The organism is Bacillus basilensis (genome assembly GCF_050630465.1).
Taxonomy (GTDB): domain Bacteria; phylum Bacillota; class Bacilli; order Bacillales; family Bacillaceae_G; genus Bacillus_A; species Bacillus_A basilensis.
This window is the reverse complement of record NZ_JBNTQO010000001.1, coordinates 93,341-105,372: the sequence shown is the minus strand read 5'-3', so window position 1 is coordinate 105,372 and position 12,032 is coordinate 93,341. Positions and strand designations below refer to the sequence as shown.

Sequence of the window (12,032 nt, the reverse complement as noted above, 5' to 3'; positions counted from 1 at the left end):
AAAATTTATGAGTAATGATTATCCACCGTTTACCTTCTCTAAGTGCCGGAAAGAGATTGCTTGTTTTATCCGACATTACTTTACTGCTGCTTCATAAACATCTCATAAAAATATCTGAGGAAAAGAACGTTATAGCAATGGCTATCATGTATACAATTTGATGTATCCCACTAATAATGGTAACCTTACAATTTCAGAAGTTTGACACAGCTCACGAAAAAGCTTATAAAGAAAAGTGAGGTTCCTAATATTCATTTCTAGAATTAAGATGCATATCTGAAAATAGCAAATGAACGACTAGGAAATAAAAGAGTAGAATCACACTGGATACCTACTCACATGTTATACCAGGACTTCAAGAAACTGCGGTGAATCAATTTGCTAACGAATTATTCGAAAAGAAAAACTCTCGTTAGAATTTTTCCTTTCACAGCAAATGCACCAACTAAATAACCAAAAATATTGATAGTGAAAAAGGAGAAACAAACATGAAAGAAATCAAATCTGAACAAGAATTCAAAGACATCATCGCAAGCGAGGAGCCAGTAGTTGTTAAGTTCTTTACTACATGGTGCCCAGATTGTGTTCGTATGGACAATTTTATCGGAGATGTAATGGAAGAGTTCAATAAGTTTGAATGGTATTCTATTAATAAAGATGAGTTCCCAAGTATCGCTGAAGAGTATCAAGTAATGGGTATTCCAAGTTTACTTGTATATCAAAATGGTGAGAAGCTAGGCCACTTACATAGTGCTAACGCAAAAACTGAAGAACAAGTTACTGAGTTTTTAGAAGCATACTAAGATGAAAACCCTCTGAAAAATATTTTCTAGAGGGTTTTCTCTTTTTTCACAATTATCTTTCGTAGTTGTTTCGTCATATCTTCAGAAGTGTAATATGCTGTGTCTTCATGACCAATGTACATAATTACACTCCTTTCTCCTTCATCTCCAAGGTATAAATGTATACCCTTCGTATCACTATTTTCATATGTAATTAGTATATCATATTGTGGTATTTCACCTTTTCTCTTTTGTTTTTTCATGTCACTAAACATATTATTAATTCCACTGATTATTTGTTTGTCTTCTACGTTTAGAAAATAATTTTCATTTAATCCACCGAAGCCATTAAAAGTAGATATGGATACTGTAGAAATATTATGTTCCTTCACATTCTCGATATTTGATGAATTACACTCAGTTATTGTAAGAACAAAACATAGTAAGAAAAATATTTGTTTTTCCATCCGCTTACCCCACCCTTTAATTGTAAATCAATCCCAATTAATTTCACACCCTAACTTTGCACCTTACAACATATTTTTCCTTCACGAAACTTTGTTATCCACTTCTTAAAAAGCTATAAAACGTCAACAATGTTTGTATAGACCCACACGAGTTTCGTTTGATACTCTATTTATAGAAAGAAATTCCTTGCAGAAAGGTGAGTGATTAAAATGGATACTCTTTCTCATAAAGAAGCTGATAAAGGTGCGATTGTCAGCATTATGGCCTACATATTTTTATCCTCTATGAAAATCATCATCAGTTATATTACCCTCTCTAGCGCATTACGTGCTGATGGTTTAAATAACTTAACGGATATCGGTGCTTCTTTGGCGATATTAATTGGTCTAAAAATCTCTCGTAAACCTCGTGACCCAGATCATCCATATGGGCATTCGCGTGCGGAGCAAATTGCATCACTGGTTGCTTCTTTTATTATGGCAACGGTCGGATTAGAAGTTGTTATTAGTGCCATTCAATCTTTTTTAAATCCGAAACAAGCAGCGCCTAACGTCCTTGCTGCATGGGTTGCTTTATTTTCTGCTGTCGTTATGTACTTTGTATATTTGTATACGAAAAAGATTGCAGCTCGAACAAAAAGCAAATCATTAGAGGCCGCTGCAAAGGATAATTTATCAGATGCTCTCGTAAGTATTGGTACAGTAGTAGGTATTGTCGGTTCACAGTTCCAAATGCCTATTTTAGATCCGATTGCAGCTCTACTTGTCGGCCTTATTATTTGTAAAACCGCATGGGAGATTTTCGTAGAAGCTTCTCATCTGCTAACGGATGGAATCGATCCAGATAAGATGGAAGAGTACGCTGATGCTATTGAACATATTGGTGGTGTGGAAAACATCGTAGATATTAGAGCGCGTATGTATGGAAATCAAACGTACGTTGATATTACAATCGAAGTAGATGCTCGTATGGATGTTGGTGAAAGCCATTGTATTACTGATAACATCGAGGCTATGCTTCGGAAAAAGTTTGGCATTTACCATGCACATATTCATGTTGAACCAATGGAAAAAGAACCTATTATGACATAGGTTCTTTTTTAATGAACGCTTTATGAAATATAACACATAAAACGAGCCAGCTACCGCCAGCTGCCCATCCTGCTAATATGTCAGATGGATAGTGAACGCCAAGATATATTCGGCTAACTGAAATAGATAATACAACAAAGCTTGCTATGAAAATAATCAACAATTTTTTATGCAATGTAATACGCTCTTCTGTAATCGTGACGTATGCAATAAATCCTAAAAAAGCAGTAGCATTCATCGTATGACCGCTCGGAAAACTATATCCAGTTGCAGTAACAAGCTGCGTTACATCAGGTCTTGCTCGTTCGTACCATAGTTTAAGCATACTGTTTAAATAACGAGATCCATAATAATTAATTGTTAGAAGTAATGCACTAAGCAATTTTTTTCTAACGAGAAAGTACATTACAAGAATAATGAGTAACGGAAAATATACTCTTTTAGAACCAATAAAAGACACCCAAGTAAAGTAGGTTGTCAAATAGTCGTTTCGAAAACTTTGAATAAAATGCGCGACTATATTGTCAAATTTCTCAATACAAGCGGTATGATACGAAAGTGATAATACGACAAAACAAATGAGTAGCGTAAAACTTAACAAGTATAAATGTCGATATCGTTTCACATACATAACCTCACTATGCAAAAAAATGGAGCGGTTGTTTTAGTTTTCCTCTCCATTTCTTTTTTATGCATAGTTTATTAAAAAATATAATTGTTAATTTTTTCTTTCATCGTTGGAATATCTTCATTCGTTACTGTAAAACGAATCACTTTCTCGTCAAGATCCAGCGCTTCTGCAAATAAACCTGCTAATCCACGAGATTTTCTGTCAACTTCCATAATAATCTCTAGGCGATCGTAAGCACTTGGCAAGATTAATAATTCTAGTTCGTCTAATTTCCCATAATACTGTCCGGAAACAGGAACAAACTCAAATTCTTGTGCAAATGGAACGTGCTTACGTAATCGATACGGTAATTCTTCACATTCTATATGACGCGCTTTAAAACCTAATTGATTTACACTCTCTAACACACTATTTAATAGTGCATTTGGCAACACTTGAATATAATCACGATCACTTGGATCTATACTGCGTTTAATATCAAGACCTGTATGCACCCAAACTGTTTTCATTCCAAGTGTAAGTGGCGTTTCAACTGGCATCTTAAATGAAAATGGAATTTCTTTCTTTTCATTCGGCTCAACAGAAAAAGGTTCTGTTAAACGAACTCGCTCTAGATCAAATGTTGCTGTTACTTTTTTATCATCCACTTCTCGTACATATGATGTTGATAACGTTAAGTAAATGCTTTCAATTTGTTGGCTAACTGAACCACCAGTTATATGAACCTTCCCTAGTATCTCTTCTCCAACAATATACTCATCTTTTTCAAGAACTGTATCTACCTTTGCATTACCAATACCAACGCTTGCTAAAAACTTTTGAAACATGGAACCTCCATCCTTTCTAAAGCAAAAGCTACATCTTTTTTTAAATCTTGTACATTCTCATAGTACGGCGATTTTATTTGTAACATTCGCATAAGCATTTCACGATTATAATTTTCCAAAGTTAATTCGTCATACCATGGTTTTTCATGTTTTTCATTAGATTCATAGCCTGCATATAATAAAAATAATGAGAAATGACCAAGCGCATAAAAGTCGCTACGAAAATGAACTTCTCGCATCAAAGCTTGTTCACCTTCATAAGTTGTAGCTCGTTCATCACCCTCACCTTTCAATTTAGCCAATCCAAAATCAATAATACTAATTTGGTTTTCTTTCATTAATATGTTTGGAATGCGTAAATCTCGGTGAATAATACCTACACTATGAAACACCGATACAATTTCTAATATTTCATATAAAATTTTTAAAACTTCACGTTCTGTATATACATGCCCATCTAAAAAAATATAATCTTCGAAATTTTTACCAGGCATATATTCCATCACAAAAAAGCTTTTTTTCTCCCATACGAAATGATCGTATAAACTAGGAATTGCATGATGATTTAATGTTTGCAAAATCATTTTCTCTTGTTCAAATGATTTTCTACCAGACTCATATCTTTGTTTACTTTGTCTTAATTGTTTTAAGACTTTATATCTATTTATTTGTAAATCATTAACGACATATGTAACCCCATAACTACCCATTCCAATTACTGATTCGATTTTATAACGTTCTGCAACAATTGTATTTTTTCGCAGTGGTCTATCAAATAAAGCTAGTACATGACGCCATTTCATCAGCTACTTGAAAAGAAACTACGGCTTTTACGTTTTCTTTTATAATGTTGATGCCCATAACCAGATGAACGTCGTTTATAATCGCTACTTGAATATGAGCGCCCTCTATGACGATAATCACTACTTGAATACGAACGATATTTTTTCTTTCCTAATAAAGAATCAATAATTTTTTTGAACATCCCTTCACCTCTTGAGTAAAATTTTCTTTTAATTATACCAATAATTGTCGGCTATGTTTGTGACAAGTTTGTAAAGAGTAAAAAACGACGAGTTAAGCCCGTCGTTACTTTCACTCATCTTCTTCATCAAAAACTTCATCAATCATACATTTCTCTAATAAATACTCGAATGTAATATCTGCGAGATCTTCAATTTCTTCTCGTTTTGGAACGTATCCTCTTTCAATTAGTTGCTCATAAAAAAACTCCGCAATCTCTTCCGTATCAATTACGACTTCAATTTCCTTCATGAGCATCACTCCTTTATTTCTGTTTTATGAAAAAATCTCAAAATTATGTATATGAGATTAGAAAAATAGTTTTTCTTTTTTTATAGGTCATATCCTTTGGACGAGGTGCATACGATGGTAGTACAAGCTATCAAAAAGGGGGAAATAATTATGGAATACCAATACGAGGTAAAGCAAGAAGTAGGGCAAACAAAAGAAGAGTTCATGCATGAAGATCAATGGGCAGACTCTCTTGTTAAATGGCTTTTTATTTTTTTAATAATTGTAGGCATACCTTATACTGCATATGTTGTTGTTCAATTCATTCTCTCTTTCTAGTTAACTATTTTCTCTCTGTCAGTTTAACTAAATAATTATGAACAACATCCATAACAATTTTGTATTCTTCATCTTTAAATGTATCAAATAACAATTGGTAATCGTTATAAATATCAAGTAATCCATCAATGATTTCTTGACGATTTGTCTTAACACTCACTTTTTTTGAGTTGTTAATTGACTTTAATTTTCCTAAATCTAATTTATTCATGCCAGCTTTATCTTGTTTCATTTTCTTCAAAATTGCATTTGCCGTTTGAGCATTGGCAAGTAACGTTAAATCTGATTCATCCGCTTCTAACCATTCACCATCCGTAATTCGTGACAATTCATATATTGTATCTTCCCATGCGTCATTTTTATATCTCCATACTTCTGTACGAAAACCAACAATACGGAAAACATCTTTATCATAACCTGTTACTTGCACGAGATCACCAAATGTGAAATTATAATTTAATTCAATCCACTCAGTTTCACCTTTTTTCATATCTTGCTCTGAAACGTGCTGCAATGTTTGCTCTACGTAAAATCCATCGTGATTATTGACTTCGTATACATAAACTCCATCTAAAACCTTCATATTTGTGATTTTACCAACGGTTCCATATAGCGTAATCACGACTATGTCCCCTACGTTATATTTAGGTTGCTTTTTCCTTGCCATCTATATCTCTCCTTTTTTTGACGTCGTGATTTTGATAACAGTATATGCAACCTACTTAAAAACGCTTATCACAGAAGCGTATATTCATAAATTTTTTCAATAAAAAATATCACCATATAAAAATTTATTTACAACGTAAAAAAAGCTAGCAAATAGACTAGCTTCACATCAAAACATTTCATATAGTTTTTATCTCTCTTGTATGTACAAATCCCATGCTTCATCAAATATAGACATACTTTCTAGCATTCCACTTAACTCTAAGTATGAACTAATTTCATCATAATCTTCAGATTGCTTTGGAAAACTTAAATCATCATACATTGCCTCTGCTAAATTCGATATTTCATTACTAAATAAAGCTGCACGATGCTTCATCATATAGTGGTAAAATGTCTTTTTCAAAAATATTCCCTACCTTTCTAACTTGGGTACATTATACAAGGCAAAAAAGAAAAAAACCAGCATAAATGCTGGTTAAAAGTCGAAATAATTCCTTTTTAGTAGTCTTGGTCTTCCCATTAATTCTTCATATGTTAGTTGTTTTGGTAAATCTTTCGTATAAATTAAAAACAACTGATCTTCTATTTCTTTCACAGTTTGATCTGATTGATAGTCCATACCACATGAGGAACAAGAAATACATGGTGTCTCTTGGATTTCAATGGCTTTCGTACCATCTGGTAATTCCCAATATACAGTATTTAAGCTTTCTTTCGCTTCTGTACCGTCACACCACATACAATTCATACTGCATCACCCTCAGTTTTTTTGTCGTTCTCTTCTAATTTAGCCATTTGTGCTTGATATTTTTTATCTTTCAATTGGTCGCGCTTATCACGTTTATCTTTTAATGATGCATGAGTGTCATTATCTTCATAGTCTTTACGACGGTTCATACGCTGTAAGTCATCTGGAACAAGGTTAAATTTCTTATCACTCATAAGACCTGCGATACCAATATCCGAACGTTTTTCTTCGTAGTTTGGATAGATTTCTTTAAAGTACCCTTCTGCTCTTCCTGGGATATAGCTCTCTGGCTCTGGATACGTTGTAATTACACCTTCAAAGTTACGAAGCACAACTTTATCTGCACTTTGCGAGATTAAATAGTTTGGTTGAAGCGCAATTTTTCCGCCTCCTCCTGGTGCATCAACAACGAATGTCGGAACCGCATAACCAGACGTATGTCCGCGTAAACCTTCAATAATTTCAAGACCTTTAGATACTGGTGCACGGAAGTGACCGATACCTTCAGATAAGTCACATTGATAAATATAGTATGGACGTACACGGATTTTTACTAGGTCATGCATAAGTTTTTTCATAATTGGCACGCTGTCGTTAATACCAGCTAAAATTACTGCTTGGTTTCCGACCGGAACACCAGCATTCGCTAACATTTCACATGCTTTTTTCGATTCCTCTGTAATTTCAATAGATGTATTGAAATGTGTATTTAACCATACTGGATGATATTTTTTAATAATGTTACATAAGTTTTCTGTAATACGCTGCGGGAATACTACTGGCGCTCTTGTTCCGATACGAATAATCTCGACATGCGGAATCTCTCGTAAATTTTTTAATACATACTCTAAAATTTTATCATTAATTAGAAGTCCATCACCGCCAGAAATTAAAACGTCACGTACTTGTGGCGTTTCACTAATATAAGCAATTGCATCATCTAATTGTTTCTTTGGCACACCCATTCCAATTTGTCCACTAAAACGACGACGTGTACAGTAACGACAATACATAGAACATTGATTCGTTACTAAGAATAATACACGGTCAGGATAACGATGTGTTAATCCTGGAACTGGTGAATCTTCATCTTCATGAAGCGGATCTTCTAAATCATATTTTGTTTTATATAACTCTTCCGAGATCGGTACTGATTGCATCCGAATCGGACAGCGTGGGTCATCAGGATTCATTAGCCAAGCATAGTACGGTGTAATGTTTAACGGGATCGTTTTCGTTGAAATTTTAACGCCCTCTTCTTCTTCAGGTGTTAAGTTAATTACTTTCTTTAAATCATCTAACGTTTTGATCGTATTCGTTAATTGCCAAACCCAATCATTCCATTGCTCTTCAGTAACATCCTTCCACAACTCGATATCCTTCCAGTGACGATTTGGTTTGTATACATCATGTAACATTGCTATTCCCCCTTTTTATACGCTCATCCTTTATATAAGCAATAGTTATGCCAACTTTACTTTATTGATAAGTAAATGTACGGAGAACCCTATTACATAAGCGAAAAAATATTTTTAAGCATTGTATGAAATCCATACATACTATCATATTCATTACTTTTTATATATGTAAACGCTCTTTTACTGGTGCAAACACACAAAAACCGCCAATTATTCGGCGGTTTTGTCGTACTTACTCAGTTTATATTGAAGCGTTTGACGAGGGATACCTAACATTTTTGCAGCTTGTAATATATTCCCTTCCGTTTCAATTAACGCTTGATCTATTAATTCCTTCTCCGTTTGATGAAGTGCTTCTCTAAGCGGTAATATTCTCTTCTGCTTTGGAAGATTCTCTTTCCGAAATGCACGCGGTAAACAATTTGCTGTTAATGTATTCCCTTCTGCGATAATGACAGCATGTTCAATCGTATGTTTTAGCTCCCGAACATTTCCAGGCCATTGGTAAGCCTGTAGTCTTTCTTTCGCTTCCTGATCCATTTGAAGTACACCTTTTTTATAACTTTTATTATATTCATTCAAAAAATAAGACGCTAATAATAATACATCCTCCGTTCTTTCACGTAGCGGCGGAATATATAATGAAAACACATTTAATCTATAATATAAATCAGTGCGAATTTTATTCTCTCTTAAACATACTTCTGGTGGCTGATTCATTGCGGTAATAACACGAACATCTACTTTTCTCGTCTTATTATCACCAATTCGACGAATAACACCATCCTCTAATACACGTAACATCTTCGCTTGTAAATCGAGCGGCATTGAATTCAGTTCATCTAAAAACAATGTCCCTCCATCTACAAGTTCAAATAATCCCGCTCGTTCAATTGCCCCAGTATAACTACCTTTCGTCGTTCCAAACAATAAACTTTCTAATAGCGACTCCGGCAAAGCTGCGCAGTTTTGTGCAATAAACGGCTTGTTCTTCCGCTTAGAAGCTTCATGAATCGCTTGTACAAATAACTCTTTTCCTGTTCCTGTTTCCCCATATATTAAAACATTTGCATCAGTTGGGGCTACTTTTTGCGCTAATTCTTTCGTCTGTTTAAACCGAGCATCATTCGTCACTATCGTCTCAAATGCAACATGCTTTTTGATTGCTTTTTTTCTAGATGACCGCTTTATTTTCGACTGCAAATCTACAATTGTATCCGTAAGTTTTTGAACTGTGGAATAATCCTTTGCGATTTCAACAGCTCCAGCAATATTTCCATCTATAAAAATAGGTAACGTTGTATTTACTGTACAAATGTCTTCCCCATTTAAATTTTGATAATGCTGAACTTGATGAACGATTGGTTTTTTTGTATCTAACACTTTCATCAACGTACTTGTTTCCCTAGATAAAGAAGGGAACGCTTCTAACAAATGTTTACCTAACACTTTTTCAATTTTTGATCCATCGTGTTTTGCAGCTACAGTATTATAGAAAATTGTAATACCATTTTCATCTACTGCGTGTATTGCCTCATCAATACTGCCCAAAATCGCTTCAATGACTTCTTGTGTCGAAACTGCTAGCAATGTCATCCCCCCTCTTGCCGAAAATCCAGCAATTATATGCCGAATTTTCGGCATACCTATGTGCGATTATAAGCATGACGATTCCGTTCTATTTTTATACCGTACTATTTAGACAAATCTTTCATCCATATATTCATATCTTCTAGCTTATCAAAAATATAGCAATTGTTCACCAATCTTCCTGTATACGTATAACCTAATTGATGAAATGCCGCATTCATTCCGAAAGAAAGCGATCGAGCAATTGTATACGAGCAGAAAATCGATTTTTCTTGAAGTTCTTCTTCTAACTTAATTAGTAAACTTTTCATAAACCCATGTTTACGATATTCAGGTAAAGTAGCACAATTCGTTAATTCTGCATTTCCTTCTTTTATATTCATTTCTGCAGACGCCGTACTAATTATTTTCCCCTCGAATTCATACACATAGTAAATTGTATCGTCTTCTTCCATCGTTTGTTTTACATAACTCGCTTCGTTTAAAGGAGTTGGATACACTTCAAATACTTTCCCAAAGACAGCTGCTAATTCTTCCGCATCCTCTACTGTCGCTCTTCTTAATAGAAATTTCTCTGGAACTATTTTTCCCTTTACTTCTTTCGCTTTTACACCGCTTAAAATGGTATCTTCCTCAGCCCAATGAATACTATTTCGTCTTTCATCATTATTAAATTTCACGAAGAAGTATGCATCGTGACCTTGAAAATAATGTGGTATTGTTGCTTCTAATAAAAAACCGAAAGAGAGCCATGTTGAAACATGCTCTCCCTTTCCTTTAACAATACATTTAGTGAAAGAATGTTTCTCTGCTAATTCGTCAATTGTTTGGATAATCCTCTCAATATTTCCTGTGTAGTGGTCTACTCGAATTCGTTTATTAAAATAGTCTAAAACGCCTTCTATTGTATAACCATTCGTCTGTTCTCTAAAAGATTCATAGTATTTCATTTTTTCACCTCACACCAATCTAGTAATGTACATGCAATAATTTTTGCGGCAGCTATCATTTTATCAACTTCTATATATTCGTTTGGATAATGTGCTACTTTCGTCTCACCTGGGCCAAATACTATCGTTGGTACATTGGCGATTTGTGTAAATAAACCTCCATCAGTCCCCCACGGAGATGCTTCAATAATTGGTTTGTTCCCTTCAATTTCAACAAAGTTATGCTCGAGAGTTGTAATTAACTCATGATTTTCTTCTAGTTCACCAGGAACCCATCTCGCTCCAAACCATTCTACTTCTACTGGATTTTCAACAAACCAATTGTCCACATCATTTAATTCAACGATCCAATTCTCGAACTCTTCTTTTGCTGCCTCTATAGTCTCATTCGGCGCGATACCGCATCTTCCTTCTAAAATTAAAGAATCAGGAACAGAACTTGGCCAACTCCCACCTTCAATTTTCCCAATGTTAATTGGAATTGGAATTGGTATTCCTTTAAATAATGGGTCTGTAATTCGGTCATTTCTTTTCTCTTCCAGTTTTCTCAAATGTTCTACAACAAACATACTTTTTTCAATTGCACTTACTCCTTCATAGCGTGTTCCACCGTGTGCTGCTTTCCCTTTCACATGTAAGCGAAACCACATGGACCCTTGTTGTTTCGGGAAAAACTTCATATTTGTTGGTTCAGGAATAATGACACCATCCGCTTTATATCCTCGTAATATAGTCGCTAATGTTCCTGCCCCGCCACTTTCTTCTTCAATTACACTTTGAAAATAAATATCTCCTTTTAATTCAATACCAGATTCAATAATTGCTTCCATCGCAAGCATAAGTGAGACATTGCCGCCCTTCATATCTGTCGTTCCACGACCATATATACGATTTCCTATTCTCTCACCACTATAAGGATGATGGTCCCACTGGTTCACATCTCCTTCTGGTACGACATCAATATGTCCATTTAATATCATAGATTTCCCTTCGCCACTTCCTTTTAAAGTCGCTACAATATTTGGACTATCTGAAAAACTTGTACGCGGTGATACAAAATAGGGATGATCTCTCATTTTAGAAAATGAAGGCTCCCAAATATCAAGATCTAAACCTAGCTCACGTAATTTTTCAATCACAATTGCCTGCGCACCACTTTCATCACCAGATACGCTCTTTTCTTGAATTAATCGTTTTAAAAATTTCACGCTTTCCTCTTCATGACTCTCAATATAATCACAAACTTGTTTTTTTAATTGCTCCAT

16 protein-coding genes and 1 pseudogene are annotated in these 12,032 nt (G+C 34.6%); 4 read left to right on the top strand and 13 right to left on the bottom strand.

From position 1 onward, the window contains the following. Positions 1-56: 56 nt before the first annotated feature. Positions 57-416 (top strand): annotated as a pseudogene (locus ACQVV1_RS00555) (site-specific integrase). A gap of 45 nt (positions 417-461) precedes the next feature. Next, positions 462-803: a thioredoxin family protein gene (locus ACQVV1_RS00550; protein ID WP_223290742.1), complete on the top strand. Its 342-nt coding sequence runs from the start codon at positions 462-464 to the stop codon at positions 801-803. A gap of 26 nt (positions 804-829) precedes the next feature. Here the strand turns inward: ACQVV1_RS00550 and ACQVV1_RS00545 are convergent, their stop codons facing one another. Beyond that, positions 830-1,249 carry a YhfM domain-containing protein gene (locus tag ACQVV1_RS00545; RefSeq protein WP_242251865.1) on the bottom strand — a complete coding sequence of 140 codons (420 nt, stop codon included), beginning with the start codon at positions 1,247-1,249 and terminating at the stop codon, positions 830-832. 210 nt (positions 1,250-1,459) lie between these two features. On the opposite strand from ACQVV1_RS00545, the gene ACQVV1_RS00540 reads away from it, so the two are divergent. Then, entirely contained in the window at positions 1,460-2,341 is an 882-nt protein-coding gene (locus ACQVV1_RS00540; protein ID WP_431168425.1) for a cation diffusion facilitator family transporter, read from the top strand. On the opposite strand, the gene ACQVV1_RS00535 is transcribed toward ACQVV1_RS00540, so the two are convergent. The 5 genes from ACQVV1_RS00535 to ACQVV1_RS00515 all read right to left on the bottom strand — a co-directional run bounded on the left by ACQVV1_RS00535 (position 2,331) and on the right by ACQVV1_RS00515 (position 5,074). Further along, positions 2,331-2,966: a phosphatase PAP2 family protein gene (locus tag ACQVV1_RS00535; RefSeq protein ID WP_242251863.1), complete on the bottom strand. Its 636-nt coding sequence runs from the start codon at positions 2,964-2,966 to the stop codon at positions 2,331-2,333. The two genes, ACQVV1_RS00540 and ACQVV1_RS00535, sit on opposite strands and share 11 nt — an antisense overlap. Positions 2,967-3,043: 77 nt before the next feature. After that, positions 3,044-3,799, bottom strand: a complete 756-nt coding sequence (locus ACQVV1_RS00530; protein WP_431168424.1) for a sporulation protein — start codon at positions 3,797-3,799, stop codon at positions 3,044-3,046. Further along, positions 3,781-4,602: a serine/threonine protein kinase gene (locus ACQVV1_RS00525; protein ID WP_242251860.1), complete on the bottom strand. Its 822-nt coding sequence runs from the start codon at positions 4,600-4,602 to the stop codon at positions 3,781-3,783. Before ACQVV1_RS00525 ends, ACQVV1_RS00530 begins: the two co-directional genes overlap by 19 nt. Beyond that, positions 4,602-4,784 carry a hypothetical protein gene (locus ACQVV1_RS00520; protein WP_016088012.1) on the bottom strand — a complete coding sequence of 61 codons (183 nt, stop codon included), beginning with the start codon at positions 4,782-4,784 and terminating at the stop codon, positions 4,602-4,604. Before ACQVV1_RS00520 ends, ACQVV1_RS00525 begins: the two co-directional genes overlap by 1 nt. A gap of 110 nt (positions 4,785-4,894) precedes the next feature. Further along, positions 4,895-5,074 carry a YozD family protein gene (locus ACQVV1_RS00515; RefSeq protein ID WP_000658451.1) on the bottom strand — a complete coding sequence of 60 codons (180 nt, stop codon included), beginning with the start codon at positions 5,072-5,074 and terminating at the stop codon, positions 4,895-4,897. Positions 5,075-5,224: 150 nt separating this feature from the next. Between ACQVV1_RS00515 and ACQVV1_RS00510 the strand changes: the two genes are divergently transcribed. After that, positions 5,225-5,392, top strand: a complete 168-nt coding sequence (locus tag ACQVV1_RS00510) for a DUF3930 family protein (protein WP_064774808.1) — start codon at positions 5,225-5,227, stop codon at positions 5,390-5,392. A gap of 4 nt (positions 5,393-5,396) precedes the next feature. Here the strand turns inward: ACQVV1_RS00510 and ACQVV1_RS00505 are convergent, their stop codons facing one another. From ACQVV1_RS00505 to ACQVV1_RS00475, 7 genes are all read right to left on the bottom strand, one after another. Next, entirely contained in the window at positions 5,397-6,059 is a 663-nt protein-coding gene (locus tag ACQVV1_RS00505; protein WP_063223421.1) for a hypothetical protein, read from the bottom strand. Positions 6,060-6,248: 189 nt separating this feature from the next. Further along, the gene (locus ACQVV1_RS00500) at positions 6,249-6,464 is read right to left on the bottom strand and encodes a YozE family protein (RefSeq protein WP_000750725.1); all 216 of its coding nucleotides are present in this window, start codon (positions 6,462-6,464) and stop codon (positions 6,249-6,251) included. A 72-nt stretch (positions 6,465-6,536) separates the two neighbouring features. Further along, positions 6,537-6,809: a YokU family protein gene (locus ACQVV1_RS00495; RefSeq protein WP_063223422.1), complete on the bottom strand. Its 273-nt coding sequence runs from the start codon at positions 6,807-6,809 to the stop codon at positions 6,537-6,539. Beyond that, positions 6,806-8,227, bottom strand: a complete 1,422-nt coding sequence (gene kamA / locus ACQVV1_RS00490; protein ID WP_431168423.1) for a lysine 2,3-aminomutase — start codon at positions 8,225-8,227, stop codon at positions 6,806-6,808. The genes ACQVV1_RS00495 and kamA overlap by 4 nt, the downstream gene beginning before the upstream one ends. A gap of 210 nt (positions 8,228-8,437) precedes the next feature. Further along, positions 8,438-9,823 carry an arginine utilization transcriptional regulator RocR gene (gene rocR, locus ACQVV1_RS00485; protein WP_242251930.1) on the bottom strand — a complete coding sequence of 462 codons (1,386 nt, stop codon included), beginning with the start codon at positions 9,821-9,823 and terminating at the stop codon, positions 8,438-8,440. 98 nt (positions 9,824-9,921) lie between these two features. Then, entirely contained in the window at positions 9,922-10,767 is an 846-nt protein-coding gene (gene ablB, locus ACQVV1_RS00480; protein WP_431168422.1) for a putative beta-lysine N-acetyltransferase, read from the bottom strand. Beyond that, the gene (locus ACQVV1_RS00475; protein WP_309260128.1) at positions 10,764-12,032 is read right to left on the bottom strand and encodes a peptidase; all 1,269 of its coding nucleotides are present in this window, start codon (positions 12,030-12,032) and stop codon (positions 10,764-10,766) included. Before ACQVV1_RS00475 ends, ablB begins: the two co-directional genes overlap by 4 nt.

Coding starts and splice junctions, on each gene's coding strand:
- ACQVV1_RS00545 (WP_242251865.1), bottom strand. CDS start 1,249: ATGGAAAAACAAATATTTTTCTTACTATGTTTTGTTCTTACAATAACT.
- ACQVV1_RS00540 (WP_431168425.1), top strand. CDS start 1,460: ATGGATACTCTTTCTCATAAAGAAGCTGATAAAGGTGCGATTGTCAGC.
- ACQVV1_RS00530 (WP_431168424.1), bottom strand. CDS start 3,799: ATGTTTCAAAAGTTTTTAGCAAGCGTTGGTATTGGTAATGCAAAGGTA.
- ACQVV1_RS00525 (WP_242251860.1), bottom strand. CDS start 4,602: ATGAAATGGCGTCATGTACTAGCTTTATTTGATAGACCACTGCGAAAA.
- ACQVV1_RS00520 (WP_016088012.1), bottom strand. CDS start 4,784: ATGTTCAAAAAAATTATTGATTCTTTATTAGGAAAGAAAAAATATCGT.
- ACQVV1_RS00515 (WP_000658451.1), bottom strand. CDS start 5,074: ATGAAGGAAATTGAAGTCGTAATTGATACGGAAGAGATTGCGGAGTTT.
- ACQVV1_RS00510 (WP_064774808.1), top strand. CDS start 5,225: ATGGAATACCAATACGAGGTAAAGCAAGAAGTAGGGCAAACAAAAGAA.
- ACQVV1_RS00505 (WP_063223421.1), bottom strand. CDS start 6,059: ATGGCAAGGAAAAAGCAACCTAAATATAACGTAGGGGACATAGTCGTG.
- ACQVV1_RS00495 (WP_063223422.1), bottom strand. CDS start 6,809: ATGAATTGTATGTGGTGTGACGGTACAGAAGCGAAAGAAAGCTTAAAT.
- kamA (WP_431168423.1), bottom strand. CDS start 8,227: ATGTTACATGATGTATACAAACCAAATCGTCACTGGAAGGATATCGAG.
- rocR (WP_242251930.1), bottom strand. CDS start 9,823: ATGACATTGCTAGCAGTTTCGACACAAGAAGTCATTGAAGCGATTTTG.
- ablB (WP_431168422.1), bottom strand. CDS start 10,767: ATGAAATACTATGAATCTTTTAGAGAACAGACGAATGGTTATACAATA.
- ACQVV1_RS00475 (WP_309260128.1), bottom strand. CDS start 12,032: ATGGAGCAATTAAAAAAACAAGTTTGTGATTATATTGAGAGTCATGAA.